The following is a 14985-nucleotide window of genomic DNA, read 5'->3' on the forward strand; positions in this document are numbered from 1 at the left end:
CGCCGCGCGTGCCACCGGCAAGGTGATCCTCGACGGCGTCTTCAACGACGTCCGCGACACCGAGGGCTTCGAGGCCGAGTGCCGGCAGGGCCGCGAGTTCGGCTTCGACGGCAAGACGCTGATCCACCCGAGCCAGCTCGAACCGTGCAACCGGATCTTCGCCCCGTCGCCGGAGGACGTCGAGCGGTCCCGGCGGATCATCGACGCCTTCGACGAGGCCCGGCGCGAGGGCCGCGGTGTGGTCACGGTGGACGGCCGGATGATCGAGAACCTGCACGTCGACAACGCCCGGCGGACCCTCGCCCTGGCCGCCGCGGTGGCCGGTCTCGACTAGGCCATGTCTCGTGGATCTTGGGTCGTGGTATTCGCGCCCAGCTGCCTCCTGGCCGCGTTGTCGGAAGGCCCGAATACAACCCGGTATGCGCGGCCTTCCGCCGCCTTGCCAGGAGACAGCTGGATCACGAATCCCATCGACCAAGATCCACGAGACACGACCTGCCGCTCGCGCACCACCTCCCGGCGTAACATCGAAATCGAGGGGCTTGCCGGGAGGCGTCATGGTCCTTTACATCGTCATCCTCGTGCTGGCGGTCGCTGCGGTCTGGGTCAGCTCGAGCGTTCGGGTGATCAAGCAGTACGAGCGCGGCCTGGTGTTCCGGTGGGGCCGCGTGCTGCCCGCGGTCCGGGGGCCGGGCCTCGCGGTCATCGTGCCGGTCGCCGACCGTCTCCAGAAGGTCAACATGCAGGTCGTGACCATGCCGGTGCCGGCCCAGGACGGCATCACCCGGGACAACGTGACGGTCAAGGTCGACGCGGTCGTCTACTTCAAGGTCATCGACCCCGAGCAGGCCATCGTCAACGTCGAGGACTACCGGTTCGCCGTCGGTCAGGTCGCGCAGTCCTCGCTTCGGTCGATCATCGGCAAGAGCGAGCTCGACGACCTCCTGTCCAACCGGGAGAAGCTCAACCAGGGCCTCGAGCTGATGATCGACACGCCGGCGCTGGACTGGGGCATCCACATCGACCGGGTGGAGATCAAGGACGTCGCGCTGCCCGAGTCGATGAAGCGGTCGATGTCCCGGCAGGCCGAGGCCGAGCGGGACCGGCGTGCGCGGGTCATCTCGGCCGACGGCGAGTTCCAGGCGTCACAGAAGCTGTCCGACGCCGCGCGGGTCATGTCCGACACTCCCGCCGCGCTGCAGTTGCGCCTGCTGGAGACCGTCGTCGCGGTCGCCGCGGAGAAGAACTCGACGCTCGTCCTGCCGTTCCCGGTCGAGCTGCTCCGCTTCCTCGAACACGCCCGTGGGACGCCTGAATCGGTGAAGCCGATCGGGACTGACGCTCCGAAAGGTAACGATGACGATGAGTAGTTTCCCTGCGCAGAGCGATATTCAGCCGTGACGGAGCGTCGAAGGTTGCGGTGATATAACGCACAGATCACGGTCAGGGCTTGTCTCGCCCCACCCCCAACGGGTGAGAGTGTGGCCATGGCAAAGCATCGCGTCAGCAAGGAGGGGCGAAGCAGGTCCCGGTTATTCGGTGGCCGACCCGCCCACGACGACCTGTTCGAGCGGAGCTTCCGATCCTGCCGTCGCTGCGGTCAGGACGTCTACGTGCTCGCCGACGACTGCCGCGGTTGCGGCGCCAGCCTCGAACTCGCCGGCCGGTTGTTCTGAACTGAATCAAGCCAGTGAGTGGCCCTGCGCACCTTCCCGACGCGAACGAGCGTTAACCGCGCGACACTGATCGGTAACCCCGGTGTCGCCGCAGTAACGAGTTCGAGGGAGCGCCCGCCATGGCCCGCCTTGCCCAGACCGCCGGCCTGACCGACGTGCAGCAGGAGATCCTCGCGACGGTCCGGGACTTCGTGGACAAGGAGATCATCCCGCACGCGCAGCGGCTCGAGCACGACGACGCCTACCCGCAGGACATCGTCGACGGGATGAAGGAGATGGGGCTGTTCGGCCTCACGATCCCCGAGGAGTACGGCGGGCTCGGCGAGTCGCTCCTCACCTACGCGCTCGTGGTGGAGCAGATCGCGCGTGGCTGGATGAGTGTCTCCGGCGTGATCAACACCCATTTCATCGTGGCGCACATGGTGCGCCAGCACGGCACGGACGAGCAGAAGCGGAGCCTGCTGCCACGCATGGCGACCGGCGATGTCCGGGGCAGCTTCTCGATGTCCGAGCCCGACCTCGGCTCGGACGTGGCGGCGATCAAGACCCGGGCCAAGCGGGACGGCTCAGGTGACGATGCCGAGTACGTGATCGACGGCGCCAAGATGTGGCTCACCAACGGTGGCAGCTCGAACCTCATCGCGCTGCTCGTGAAGACCGACGAGGGCGCGGAGAAGCCACATCAGAACCTGACCGCGTTCCTGGTCGAGAAGCCGACCGGGTTCGGCGAGGTGGCACCGGGCCTGACGATCCCCGGCAAGATCGACAAGATGGGCTACAAGGGCGTCGACACGACCGAGGCGGTCTTCGACGGCTACCGCATCGGCGCGGACAAGGTGCTCGGCAAGGCCCCGGGCAAGGGCTTCGCCCAGATGATGGACGGCGTCGAGGTCGGCAGGGTGAACGTCGCGGCGCGGGCGTGCGGGATCGCCATCCGGGCGTTCGAGCTGGCGGTGGACTACGCCCAGCAGCGCCGGACCTTCGGCAAGCCGATCGCCCAGCACCAGGCGATCGCCTTCAAGCTCGCCGAGATGGCCACCAAGGTCGAGGCCGCGCACCTGATGATGGTCAACGCGGCGCGCCTGAAGGACTCCGGCGAGCGCAACGACGTCGAGGCCGGCATGGCGAAGCTGCTGGCGTCCGAGTACTGCGCCGAGGTGACCCAGGACAGCTTCCGCATCCACGGCGGCTACGGGTACTCGAAGGAGTACGAGATCGAGCGCCTGATGCGCGAGGCCCCGTTCCTGCTGATCGGCGAGGGCACGAGCGAGATCCAGAAGACGATCATCAGCCGCGGGTTGCTGAGGGAGTATCGCGCAAAAGGCTGAGACGTCCGCGCCCGCGTTGTAACGTCCCGGCGGTGCATCTTCTGACGACAGCACAACAGGAGCGGTTGCGGCACCTCGCCCGGCGCAGCCCGGCGTTCATCGGCATGCGGGTCGTGGTCCACGACGACCACGTCGAGGTCGGCCAACCCGATGGGCTGCTGCTCGGGTTCGAGTCGCTGTCCGCGATCGTGGCCGACGCCCCGGCGGAGCTGCCGGAGCGGTACGGCGAGCGCGACGGAGTGTGCTTCCTGCAGGGCTCGGACTACGTGGGGTCGCTGGTGCTGGTCAGGCCCTGGGTGATCGAGGCCGTGACCGGTGAGACCGAGATGCCGCACGGTGCGCTGGTCGCGATGCCGGCCCGCGACCAGCTGGTCTTCCACCTCATCCGGGACAGGGCCGCGACCCGGTCCTGCACGCGGCCGACACCATCGGGCAGGTCGCCGCCGAGTGGTACGCGGAAAGCGCATACCAGCTCAGCTCGCGGGTGTACTGGTGGCGTCCCATGCCCGTCGGCGGGATCGAAGCGGTGGCGCACCGCAACGGCGCCGGCGTGGTCACGTACTACTCCGACGACTTCGAGGACCTGCTCCACGACGTGGACCGAGAGCGGGGTTAGCACCGTTCGCCCGGTATTGGCAGGATGGTGTCAACTGCTGAACGAGGTGAGCAACGGTGACCGGTGCGTTCTCCGGCTCGGGACGGGGGAGCCAAGGGCTTCCCAGGGTGCCGACGCCGCCGTCGGGATGGCCGATCGGGTCCTACGACACGTACAAGGAGGCCCATCAGGCGGTCGAGTACTTGGCCGGCAACGAGTTCCCGGTCCAGGAGGTCACGATCGTCGGGGTCGACCTGATGCTGGTCGAGCGGGTCATCGGGCGGCTGAGCTGGCCCAAGGTGCTCGGCACCGGCGCGCTGTCCGGGGCATGGTTCGGCCTGTTCGTGGGCCTGCTGCTCGGGCTGTTCAGCTCCCAGACCATGTCCTTCGCGCCGATCCTCGTCGGGCTTTCCGCCGGTGTCGTGTTCGGCCTGGTCTTCGCGGCCGTCGGGTACGCCACCACCCGCAGCAGCGGCCGCGAGATCGCCTCCGCGAGCCAGCTCGTCGCCGGGCGGTACGACGTCCTGGCCCAGCCGCGCAATGCCGAGAAGGGCCGTGATCTGCTCGCCAAGCTGGCGATGCGCCCCCGAACGGACTAATTCGCGGCCCGTTACAGGCCTTTTCTTAATCGTTGCCAATGTGGCTTGCGGCCCGTGATCATCGGGCCTAGGTTCAGTGCACCAACGCATCAGGTCAGGCGTTCCCGAGGCACGTCGAGGTGCTGGTGCCAGCTGTGGTTGGTCGCCGGACCTCCCGTCGCCGACGGGAGGAAGGCAGGATTTTCATGGGCAGTACCCGGACGGGCGGCCGGGGCGTGGTCAAGTGGCGTGCACTCGCCGCGACCAGCGCCGCGCTCGTCGCCGCGCCGACCATCGCGGCCTGCGGGTCGGACGGCGGCCTCGAGATCAACGTGTACTACGCGCCGGAGCAGAACTTCCAGACGGTCATCGACAACTGCAACGAGCAGGCGAACGGTCGGTACGAGATCGTCTACCGGAAGCTGCCCCGCGACGCGGACGGCCAGCGAGAGCAGATGGTGCGACGCCTGGCGGCCGGGGACACCGACCTCGACATCCTCGGGCTCGACGTCACGTGGGTGCCGGAGTTCGCCGAGGCGAAATGGCTCGAGGAGTGGAAGGGCGAGAACAAGTCCGACGCCGAGGCGGGCGTGCTCGAAGGTCCGCTGTCGACCGCCGAGTGGAACGACAAGCTCTACGCCGCAACGAAGAACACCAACGTCCAGCTGCTCTGGTACGACGACACGGTGACCCCGCAGCCACCCGAGACGTGGCGCGAGATGATCGACATGGCCAAGGACCTGAAGGCCGAGGGCAAGCCCTACCAGATCCTGTTCACCGGCGCCCAGTACGAGGGCCTCGTCGTCACCTACAACACCCTGGTCGCCTCCGCCGGCGGGCACATCCTGTCCGACGACGGCAAGAGCGTGGTCATGGACGAAGGCGCGGTCGAGGCGCTGGAGCTGCTCAAGGAGGTCGCGAGCGAAGGGGTCACGAACCCCTCGCTGACCAACGCGCAGGAACAGCAGGTGCAGCAGGCGTTCGAGATCCCGAACAGCGAGGCCGCGTTCGAGCTGAACTGGCCCTACGTCTACGCGGCGATCCAGACCGCGAACCCCGAGCGCGCCAAGAATCTCAAGTGGACTCGGTACCCGGGCATCGACGGCCCGAGCAAGGTCACCGTCGGCGGCTACAACCTCGCGGTGAGCGCGTACTCGCAGCACAAGCCCGAGGCGTTCGAGGCGGCGCTGTGCCTGCGCAGCCCCGACAGCCAGAAGTTCTCGGCCATCAAGGACGGCGTGCCGCCGACGATCGAGTCGGTCTACACCGACGAGCGGCCGCTCGACCCGAGCAAGCCTGAGGACGCGGCGAACAACCCGAGCATGGTGACCGCGTACCCGATGCGCGACGTCATCCTCGACGAGCTCCAGGACGCGGCGGTTCGGCCGCTGACCGTGGTGTACCAGAACTTGTCCACCATCACCTCCAAGGTGCTCTCCCCGCCCGCGGACATCGATCCACAAGGGACGGCAGAGGACCTTCGGGACGGCCTGCAGAAGGCGCTCGAGTCGAAGGGAGTGCTGCCGTGAGCGAGCTTGCGAGCGAACGAATGACACAGGGCCACCGCGAGCGGCTCCGCCGAGCCTGCGAGGAGGGGTCGTGAGCCAAACGGTCGAGACGAAGCCGGAGACAGCGGTACCGGCCAAGAAGAAGCCGGTGCTGAGCGAGGGCAAGCGGGCCGAGCGCAGGCTGGGCTGGCTGCTCTGCGCACCCGCGGCGATCGTGATGGTCGCGGTCACCGGCTGGCCGATCATCTACTCGGTGTGGCTGTCGCTGCAGCGTTACGACCTGCGGTTCCCGGACCAGCGGGAGTTCGTGGGGCTGGACAACTACATCGCGGTGCTCAGCGACGGCTACTGGTGGACGGCGGTCCTCGTGACCTCGTTGATCACCGTGGTGTCGGTCGTGATCGAGCTGGTGCTCGGCATGGTGCTGGCGCTGGTGATGCACCGGACGCTGGTGGGCCGCGGCCTGGTCCGCACGGTGTCGCTCATCCCGTACGGCATCGTCACGGTGGTCGCGGCGTTCTCCTGGTTCTACGCGTGGAACTCCGACACCGGCTACCTGGCCGACCTCGTCGGCGCGGAGGCGCCGCTGACCCAGCAGATCCCGTCGCTGCTGATCGTCATCCTCGCCGAGGTGTGGAAGACGACGCCGTTCATGGCGCTGCTGCTGATGGCCGGTCTGGCGCTGGTGCCGGACGACCTGCTCAAGGCGGCGTCGATGGACGGTGCCTCGGCATGGCAGCGGTTCACCAAGGTGATGATCCCGGTGATGAAGCCGGCGATCCTGGTCGCGCTGCTGTTCCGCACGCTGGACGCGTTCCGCATCTTCGACAACATCTTCGTGCTCACCAAGGGCGCGAACGACACGTCGTCGGTGTCCATGCAGACCTACAACAACCTCATCAAGGGGTTGAACCTCGGGATCGGCTCGACGATGTCGGTGCTGATCTTCATCGCGGTGGCGATCATCGCGTTCGTCTTCATCAAGTTGTTCGGTGCCTCGGCGCCCGGTAACGACCCTGGAGGAAAGCGCTGATGGCCGTCATCGGTGGCAGTACCACCGGCCGCAAGGTCCGGTGGACCATTGTGGACATCGTGATCGTCGTCTACGCGCTGATCCCGGTGCTCTGGACGCTGTCCCTGTCGTTCAAGACGGCGGAGAGCCAGACCGACAAGAAGTTCTTCCCCAGCGAGTGGACGTTCCAGAACTACCGGGACATCTTCACCACCAACGAGTTCATCCGCGCGCTGATCAACTCGATCGGCATCGCGATCATCGCGACGCTGATCGCGGTGGTGCTCGGCACGATGGCCGCCTACGCCATCGCGCGGCTGGACTTCCCGGGGAAGCAGGCGCTCGTCGGTGTCTCGTTGCTGATCGCGATGTTCCCGCAGGTCTCGCTCGTCTCGCCGCTGTTCGAGATGGAGCGCAACCTCGGTCTGTTCGACACGTGGGGCGGCCTGATCCTGCCGTACATCACGTTCGCGCTGCCGCTCGCGATCTACACCCTGTCGGCGTTCTTCCGGGAGATCCCGTGGGAGCTGGAGAAGGCGGCCAAGATGGACGGCGCGACGCCTGCGCAGGCGTTCCGCCGGGTCATCGCGCCGCTGGCCGCGCCGGGCGTGTTCACCACCGCGATCCTGGTGTTCATCTTCTGCTGGAACGACTTCCTGTTCGCCATCTCGCTGACCTCGACCGAGTCGTCGAGGACGGTGCCGGCGGCGCTGTCGTTCTTCACCGGTGCCTCGCAGTTCGAGGCGCCGACCGGGACGATCTCCGCGGCCGCCGTGGTGATCACCATCCCGATCATCATCTTCGTGTTGTTCTTCCAGCGCCGCATCGTGGCGGGGCTGACGTCCGGTGCCGTGAAGGGCTGAGGTAAATGGCAGAGATCGTCCTTGACAAGCTGACGAAGCGGTACCCAGACGGTGCCCTCGCGGTGTCCGAAGTGGACATCCAGATCGCCGACGGCGAGTTCGTCATCCTGGTCGGCCCGTCCGGCTGCGGGAAGTCCACGATGCTCAACATGATCGCCGGCCTGGAGGACATCTCCTCCGGCGAGCTGCGCATCGACGGCCAGCGGGTCAACGAGAAGGCGCCCAAGGACCGGGACATCGCGATGGTGTTCCAGTCCTACGCGCTGTACCCGCACATGACCGTGCGGGAGAACATGGCGTTCCCGCTGCGCCTGGCCAAGGTGGACGACGCGACCGTGAAGTCCAAGGTGGACGACGCGGCGAAGATCCTCGACCTCACCCAGCACATGGAGCGCAGGCCGGCGAACCTGTCCGGCGGCCAGCGGCAGCGGGTCGCGATGGGCCGGGCGATCGTGCGTAACCCCAAGGCGTTCCTGATGGACGAGCCGCTGTCCAACCTGGACGCCAAGCTGCGGGTGCAGATGCGCACGTCGGTGTCGAAGCTGCAGAAGCAGCTGGCCACCACCACCGTCTACGTGACCCACGACCAGACCGAGGCGATGACCCTCGGCGACCGGGTCGTGGTGCTGCGCGGCGGCGTGGTACAGCAGATCGGCTCGCCGCAGTTCCTCTACGACAACCCGGTGAACCTGTTCGTGGCCGGGTTCATCGGCTCGCCGTCGATGAACTTCCTGCCGGGCACGCTGGAGGAGGGCCGGTTGTCGATCGGGCTCGGCGCGGTCACCCTGTCCGACCGGGTGCGCCGGCTCGCCGAGGCGGCCGACGCGCCCCGCGAGCTGATCGCCGGCATCCGGCCGGAGCACTTCGAGGACGCGAAGCTGATGGACGCGGGCGCCAAGGAGGCCGGGGCGACGTTCGAGGCCACGGTCGACGTGCTGGAGTCGATGGGCTCGGACAAGTACGTGTACTTCACGGTCGAGGGTGAGGCCGCGACGTCCGCGGAGCTCGAGGAGCTGGCCGCCGACGTGGGCTCGGCCGACGTGCCGGCCAGCGGTTCGCAGCTGGTCACCCGGCTGTCGGCCACGTCCGCTGTGAAGGAGGGCGAGAAGGTCGACGTCTGGTTCGACGCCGACAAGATCCAGCTGTTCGACCCGTCGAACGGCAGGAACCTGACCTACGCGGAGTGACTCCGCAGTAGGCCCGCCAGGCCGTGGTGGGCGTAGCTGCCCGGGGTTGGGCTGTACAGCAACTGCGCGTCGACGAGCTCCTCGAGGGCTCGTTCGACGAGCGGTTGCGGCCACCCGGTCAGCCGCGCCGCCGCGGCCTGCGTGATCTCACCGCCGCCACGCAGGCAGGACAGCAGCTCGGCGGCGGCGCGCTCGGTCTCCTTGCCGCTGCCCGCCAGCTGCTCGACGCTCACCAGCAGGCTCGCCCGGACGTCCGCGAGCTCGGCCAGCCGGCGGTCGGGATCGGCGAGGAGCTCGACCCAGGAGGCGAGCGGCCAGTGCGGCCGGGTCGCCGCGCGGGTGGCGACGACCCGCAGGGCGAGCGGGTTGTACGCGCACAGCTCGGCGAGCTCGGCCGCCGCGTCCGGTTCGGCGGCGACCTTGCGCGGGCCGGCGATCCTGGCCAGCAGCGCCACCGCCTCGTCCTCGGCCAGCGGGTCGACATGCATGTGCACCGTGCCGTCCGGGCCGGCGACCGGGCGGCGGCTCGTGACGATCGCCGCGCAGCCGGGCTCGTCGGGGATCGCGGGCAGCACCTGGGAGGCGTTGGTCGCGTTGTCCAGGACCACGAGCATCCGCCGTTCGCGCTGCCGGGCCCGGTAGGCGCGGGCCGCGCTCACGATGTCGCCGGTGGGCGGTGCGCCGAGCTGGGCCAGCAGCGCGGTGAGCACCGCGGGCGGGCTCGCCGGCGCCACTCCGGACCTGTTACCGGCGAGGTCGGCGTACAGCGTGCCGTCCGGGAAGCGGGCGCTCTGCTCGTGGGCGAACCGGCTGACCAGCGTGGACTTGCCAGCACCTGCGGGTCCGTGGACGAAGCACACCACGGGGCCCGGTGACTCGAACCGCTCCCGCAGCTCGGCGAGCTCGACGGTCCGGCCGACGAACGTGGCGATCGGTGGTGGGAGCTCGGCCGGCGCGGGGGCGGGATCGGCGGTGATCCGGACGAACGGCACGGACAGCGTCAGGTCCTCGCGCAGGATCGACTCCTGGAGCCTGCGCAGCTCCGCGCCGGGTTCGACGCCGAGCTCCTCGACGAGCCGGTCGCGGACGCGGCCGTAGTGCGTGAGCGACTCGGCCGAGCGGCGGCTGCGGTACAGCGCGATCATCAGCTGCCGGCTCAGCCGCTCGCGGAGCGGGTAGCTGCCGGTCAGCTCGGTGAGCTCGGGGATCAGCCGGGCTTGCCAGCCCAGCCGCAGCTTCACCTCGAAGCTCTCCTCGAGCGCGCCGAGGTAGAGCTCCTCCAGCCGCGGCGCGTGGACGAGCCGCATCGGCACGTCACCGAGGTCGGCGAGCGGGGTGCCGCGCCAGAGCGTCAGGGCCTCGTCGAACAGCTGCGCGGCGCGCACCGGGTTGGCCGAGGCGACCGTGCGGGCCTGCTCGGCGAGCGTGGTGAACCGGGTGGCGTCGACGTCTGCTGGGTCGACCGCGAGCCGGTAGCCGGGCGGGACGGTCTCCAGCACCGGCAGCGGGAGGACGCGACGCAGCCGCTGGACGTAGTTGCGGATCGTCACCTGCGCGGTGTGCGGCGGCTGCGGGCCCCAGAGCTGGTCGACGATCGAGTCGACCGACACCGTCTCGCCCGCGCGGACGCAGAGCGTCGTGAGCACGGCCCGCTGCATCGGCGCGGTGACCGGGACGGGCGAGCCGCCGTGCCACACCTCCACCGGCCCGAGGATCCGGAAGTCCAAACCGGCGCTCCTTCTCTGTGTCCGTCACGCACGCTACCAATCCGCTACCGGCGCGCTACGGCACCGGTGACCGCTCCCGCGACGATGTCGAGCAAGGCACGTCACGGAGGGACTGACATGGGGCGAAGGGGATTGGTGGCCGGCCTGGTGGCGGCGACGCTGGTCGGGTTCTCGGCGGGGCCGGTGGCCGTCGCGGCGCCGCCACCGGGTGAGTCGGTGCAAGGCTCGATGATGTTCGTGCTGGACGCGTCCGGCTCGATGACCGCGCGGCTGCCGGCCGGCGGGAGCCGGATGGATGCGGCGAAGACGGCGATGAACACGCTGATCGACAAGCTGCCGGTCAACCTCCATGTGGGCTTCGAGGTCTACGGCACGTCGACCGGGAGCTCCGCGGGGGAGAAGGCGGCCGGCTGCAAGGACGTGCGGGTGCTGCAGCCGGTCGGTCGGGTCGACAAGGAGGCGATGCGCGCGCGGGTCGCCAGCATCACGCCGCGCGGCTACACGCCGATCGGCCGCTCGCTCCAGGAGGCCGCGGCGGCGCTGCCGGACTCCGGGCCCCGTGCGATCGTGCTGGTCTCGGACGGGATCGACTCGTGCGCGCCGCCCGCGCCGTGCGACGTGGCGCGCGAGCTCGACGGTGCGGGGGTGGAGCTCGCCGTGCACACTGTCGGCTTCCAGGTCGACCCGGCGGCGCGAGAGCAGCTGGAGTGCATCGCGTCGGAGACCGGGGGGGAGTATCACGACGCTCCGGACGCCGAGACGCTCGAGGACCTGCTGCCGGAGATCGCCGACCGGGCGCGGCGGTACTACCGGACCAACGGGGAGCGCGTGAACGGCGCCTCGTCACTCGACGAGGCGCCGTACCTCGTGCCCGGCCAGTACACCGACGACGTGCCGAGGAAGAAGCCGACCTACTACCAGGTGCACGTGCCGGCCGGGGCGACCGGGCATTACGCCGCGGTGCACACCGTCGAGTCGGGTAGCGATCGGTGGGACTCCAGGGTCGACCTGCGACTCGTCGACTCGGCGAAACGAACGTGCGCGAAGGATCGTGGATTCCGGGAGTTCAGCTACGACGGCCCGGAAACCGCGGCCGTGTCGTGGACGGCGGAGGAGAGTTCCCACTGCGATCCAGTCGGGCCGCATTTCCTCCAGGTGACCTGGGACAACCGGGTTGTCTCGGCGGAGGACGGGATCGAGATCCTGGTCGATGTCGAACCGCGAGTGCTGGACAACGCCGGCACGGCCACCGATCCGGTGGAGTTCACCGAGCCGGACACCGGGCAGGACATCGTGTGTGGGGCGGCGGCTCGTTCAACGAGGCGGCAGCGCTGCCGGGCACGGGCCGGTATCTCGACCGGGTGCGCTACAGCGAGTACAGCCTCTACAAGGTGTGGCTCGACTGGGGGCAGGCGCTGGCGTACCGCGTCACCTTCCTCGACGGACCGGACGAGGGGCGCGCGACCGCGGTGACCGAGCTGCGCGGGCCGACCCGGGCGGGGCGGCGCGACGACTGGTGGAAGTCGGCGGACTACACCGGCGCACCGGTGACCCTCGGGCCGGTCGCCACGCCCGAGGTGTCCTACGCCAACAGGTCCGGCGACCACCCGGCCGCGGCCGCCGCGGGGTGGTACTACCTCGTCGTGAAGTTGAGTCCGGTGTGGACGGACGGCCTCGTGGTGCCGGAGACGCAGCCGACCTTCGAGATCGCGGTGTCGGTGAGCGGTGAGCCGGCGGCCGGGCCCCGGTATGCCGAGGTGGACATTCCGTCGAGCGCGCCGCCGTCGACGCGCTCCACGTGGACACCGCCGTCGTCGGCCGCGGCCACCGCGGCGGCGTTCGGGTCGGGGTCGTCGCCGTTCCCGTGGTGGCTGCTCGGCGCGGTCGGTGGCGTGGTGCTGCTGGCGGTGGCGGTCCTGGTGGTGCTCCGGCGCCGGGCCGGCCGGGGATGACCCGCGGCGCCGGGTCAGTGGCGGGACGCCGGGCGGAACAGGCGGCGTTCCGCCGAGTGCGGGGTGGCCCGCGAGGTCGCCTCGGGGTGGTGGCGGGCCAGCAGGATGACCCCGAACACGGCCACGAGCGCGCCGCCCACCAGGCCGAGGCCGGTGACGCCGCCGGCGTCGGCCGTCTCGTCGAGCAGGCCGATCGCGATGGCGGTGGCGACCAGCGGGCTCAGCACCGTCTGGCAGCCGACCACGATGTCCGGCGGACCACTCGCGTAGGCGAGCTGGATGTACCACGAGCCGACCGCGAACGCGGCCACGAGCGCGGTGGCCGACAGCGGCGACACGCCGGTGAAGCCGTCGGTCTGGAACGTGTAGGTGACGTCGCGGACCAGGACCGACACCAGGCCGTAGGCCGCGCCGGCGCCGGTCGCGAGCGTGACGCATCGGACGATGCCCTCGCGCCAGGCGCCCACCAGACCGAACACCACCACCGCAGCCGCGATGATCTGGCAGGCGAGCAGCACGTCCGAGGCCGGGAAGACGACCGGGCTCGCGTGCCCGGACGCGAGCGCGACGAACACCGCGACACCGAGCGTGCTGGAGATGACCGCGACGACGGCGGCGGTGTCGAGTCGCTCGCCGGACGCGCGGGCGTTGAGTATCGCGACCGCGGGCAGCGCGAGCACCACGATGGGCGCGACGATGGTGACCGGGGCGAGCGCGAGCGCGAGGATCTGCAGGATCGCGCACGCGGTGAGCACCGCGACGCCGAGCAGCCACTTGCGGTTGTGCACCAGCCGGCCGATGGCCCGCAGGCCGAGCCCGGTTTCCTTGGTCTCGCTGCGCACGCCCTGGTGCTGGAGCTGGGCGCCGATCGCGCTGCACAAGGCGCCGAGCACGGCGAACGCGATGGCGAGCGCAGTCATCAGGTGGCCTCGACTCTCGCTGGCTCCCGGCGCTCGCGGGCCGTGCCCACCGCTACACGCAGCAGGCGGACCGAGAGTGCCATCAGCATCAGCATCTCAAGGCCGAAAAGGGCGCGCTGCACGAGCCCGGATATTCCGCGCCCGTCGAGCACGCCCGGAACGGCGAGGCTGGGGAACAGGTCGGGCAGCCGGGTGGCCAGGTAGGCGGCGGCCAACCCCATCGTGACCATCGCCATGCGCCGCACGACCCGGGCCGTGCGGGCCCAACGCTCGTCGCCCGCGAGGCGTTTGGCCAGCGCCACGCCGGCGAGCGGCAGGCTGACGAACAAAGACGCGCCGGCCACCTGGTGGATGAGCCCGGACGTGCTGGTGATCGTCTTGCCGTTGTCGGTGGGGAAGATCGCGCACAGGCTGAGGCTCGTGCACCACACCCCGAACAGCGTCGTGGCCGCGCCGCCGAACCGGATGCCCACCGTCCACATGCCCACCAGCATCAGCACCGTGCCCGCGGCGAGGATCGTGACCGAGGTGGCGAACTCCTCGCGGCCGTCGCCGTAGAACACGTAGTAGCTGACCGCCCTGGAGAACGGGTCGACCTCGTGCGCGAAGCGGATGTTGAGGTAGGTCATCATCGCGAGTGACCGGATCATCGCGATGATCGAGAGCAGCGAGAGGCACGAGGCCAGGAAGAGAAATCCCCCCAGCCACGGCCCGCGCTTGGTCACGCGCCCTCTGTAAGGCTCCTTGGTGTTCCGCCCACGTGCTCTGGAAGAAACATCCGTCACACTCCCCCCGGCGTCATCGTTCTCTTGTGATCAACGCGTGAACCCCCGTACAGATTCCCAAACGTGACCTGAGAGATGCCTCAGTTCACCGATGATCCACTCGCCCGGGTGAGCGCGGGTGGCCCGCCCCGACCGGGGCCCGGTGCGGCCCCCGGCCGGGCGCGCGGGTCAGTACTCCCAGATCTGCACCCCGCGGACCACATACGGCGCCTCGGGCACGAAGGTGCCGCCGCCCGGATAGGTGTCGAACTCGCCCTCGGTGGCGCAGTCCCGTCCCTGGTAGACGGTGACCGGCCGGCTGGTGCGGTTGGCGAACGAGCGCCCGTCGACGCCCTCGGGCAACGGCACGCACTCGCCAGGGTTGGCGTTCTCCAGCGCGACGCGATGGATGGCGCCGGCGTAGTCCTCGGTGGGCCAGAGGCAGAACTCGCCGCGCTCGCACAGGGCGGTGGGCTCGGCCCGCGCTCCCGGGTGGGGAACCCCGGCCCCGGCGATCCCGGCCCCGGAGGCCAACGCGGCTCCGGCGACGGCGACGACGGTGATGGCCCGCTTGATGGTGTTGGTCATGTGGTCTTCCTTCCCCTGCGGTGGATCGCCGGTGCGGCGACACGTCCGACAGTGACGGAGAAGGAGCGAGTGGCAAAACGGTTGTCCACAGTCGGCGAGTTGTCCACAGGCGACCGTCCACCCGGCTTTTTCGTCGGCACAGCCCGGTAAGGAATTGTCTCAAATTAACTTGTACATGTCGTGATTGTTCTGTCATGGTTCTGGTATGGCCATGGTCGTGGAGATCGATGAGCAGGTCCTGGCGGCGAAGTTCGGGACGATCCTGCCGCACTTGGATGAGCGGCAGC

At 69.3% G+C, this 14985-nt stretch carries 16 protein-coding genes; 11 read left to right on the forward strand and 5 right to left on the reverse strand.

All coding sequences use genetic code 11. The features are described 5' to 3' along the window. From GEV28_RS37275 to GEV28_RS37290, 4 genes are all read left to right on the forward strand, one after another. The coding region (locus GEV28_RS37275; RefSeq protein WP_291418229.1) for a CoA ester lyase at positions 1-334 on the forward strand (334 nt) is incomplete at its 5' end. A 223-nt stretch (positions 335-557) separates the two neighbouring features. After that, positions 558-1370, forward strand: a complete 813-nt coding sequence (locus GEV28_RS37280; protein ID WP_291418231.1) for a slipin family protein — start codon at positions 558-560, stop codon at positions 1368-1370. A gap of 117 nt (positions 1371-1487) precedes the next feature. Further along, entirely contained in the window at positions 1488-1676 is a 189-nt protein-coding gene (locus tag GEV28_RS37285; protein ID WP_291418233.1) for a hypothetical protein, read from the forward strand. 119 nt (positions 1677-1795) lie between these two features. Further along, on the forward strand, positions 1796-3004 hold the full coding sequence (locus GEV28_RS37290) for an acyl-CoA dehydrogenase family protein (protein WP_291418235.1): 1209 nt from the start codon (positions 1796-1798) through the stop codon (positions 3002-3004). A 262-nt stretch (positions 3005-3266) separates the two neighbouring features. Here the strand turns inward: GEV28_RS37290 and GEV28_RS37295 are convergent, their stop codons facing one another. Continuing rightward, positions 3267-3419, reverse strand: a complete 153-nt coding sequence (locus GEV28_RS37295; RefSeq protein ID WP_291418237.1) for a hypothetical protein — start codon at positions 3417-3419, stop codon at positions 3267-3269. Between the two features lie 257 nt (positions 3420-3676). Between GEV28_RS37295 and GEV28_RS37300 the strand changes: the two genes are divergently transcribed. From GEV28_RS37300 to GEV28_RS37320, 5 genes are all read left to right on the forward strand, one after another. Continuing rightward, positions 3677-4198 (forward strand): general stress protein, encoded by a 522-nt coding sequence (locus GEV28_RS37300; protein ID WP_291418239.1) that lies wholly within the window; start codon positions 3677-3679, stop codon positions 4196-4198. Positions 4199-4383: 185 nt separating this feature from the next. After that, a complete protein-coding gene (locus tag GEV28_RS37305; RefSeq protein WP_291418241.1) occupies positions 4384-5706 on the forward strand; it encodes an ABC transporter substrate-binding protein in 1323 nt (440 codons plus the stop codon). 70 nt (positions 5707-5776) lie between these two features. Further along, positions 5777-6718 (forward strand): carbohydrate ABC transporter permease, encoded by a 942-nt coding sequence (locus GEV28_RS37310; protein WP_291418242.1) that lies wholly within the window; start codon positions 5777-5779, stop codon positions 6716-6718. After that, entirely contained in the window at positions 6718-7560 is an 843-nt protein-coding gene (locus GEV28_RS37315) for a carbohydrate ABC transporter permease (protein WP_291418244.1), read from the forward strand. The genes GEV28_RS37310 and GEV28_RS37315 overlap by 1 nt, the downstream gene beginning before the upstream one ends. 5 nt (positions 7561-7565) lie before the next feature. Next, positions 7566-8747, forward strand: coding sequence for an ABC transporter ATP-binding protein (locus GEV28_RS37320; protein ID WP_291418246.1), 1182 nt, complete (start codon positions 7566-7568; stop codon positions 8745-8747). On the opposite strand, the gene GEV28_RS37325 is transcribed toward GEV28_RS37320, so the two are convergent. Further along, entirely contained in the window at positions 8735-10474 is a 1740-nt protein-coding gene (locus GEV28_RS37325; protein WP_291418248.1) for a BTAD domain-containing putative transcriptional regulator, read from the reverse strand. The genes GEV28_RS37320 and GEV28_RS37325 overlap by 13 nt on opposite strands. A 117-nt stretch (positions 10475-10591) precedes the next feature. Between GEV28_RS37325 and GEV28_RS37330 the strand changes: the two genes are divergently transcribed. Together GEV28_RS37330 and GEV28_RS37335 are read left to right on the forward strand one after the other, a co-directional pair. Then, the gene (locus GEV28_RS37330; protein ID WP_291418250.1) at positions 10592-11947 is read left to right on the forward strand and encodes a VWA domain-containing protein; all 1356 of its coding nucleotides are present in this window, start codon (positions 10592-10594) and stop codon (positions 11945-11947) included. Next, positions 11866-12426 carry a hypothetical protein gene (locus tag GEV28_RS37335; protein ID WP_291418252.1) on the forward strand — a complete coding sequence of 187 codons (561 nt, stop codon included), beginning with the start codon at positions 11866-11868 and terminating at the stop codon, positions 12424-12426. Before GEV28_RS37330 ends, GEV28_RS37335 begins: the two co-directional genes overlap by 82 nt. Before the next feature lie 14 nt (positions 12427-12440). Here the strand turns inward: GEV28_RS37335 and GEV28_RS37340 are convergent, their stop codons facing one another. From GEV28_RS37340 to GEV28_RS37350, 3 genes are all read right to left on the reverse strand, one after another. Further along, a complete protein-coding gene (locus GEV28_RS37340) occupies positions 12441-13346 on the reverse strand; it encodes a DMT family transporter (protein ID WP_291418254.1) in 906 nt (301 codons plus the stop codon). After that, positions 13346-14071, reverse strand: coding sequence for a DUF998 domain-containing protein (locus GEV28_RS37345; RefSeq protein ID WP_291418256.1), 726 nt, complete (start codon positions 14069-14071; stop codon positions 13346-13348). The genes GEV28_RS37340 and GEV28_RS37345 overlap by 1 nt, the downstream gene beginning before the upstream one ends. Before the next feature lie 228 nt (positions 14072-14299). Next, entirely contained in the window at positions 14300-14698 is a 399-nt protein-coding gene (locus GEV28_RS37350) for a peptidase inhibitor family I36 protein (protein WP_291418258.1), read from the reverse strand. Between the last annotated feature and the right edge of the window lie 287 nt (positions 14699-14985).

Origin of the sequence: Actinophytocola sp., assembly GCF_009379765.1 — a bacterium.
In the GTDB taxonomy this organism is placed as follows: domain Bacteria; phylum Actinomycetota; class Actinomycetes; order Mycobacteriales; family Pseudonocardiaceae; genus Actinophytocola.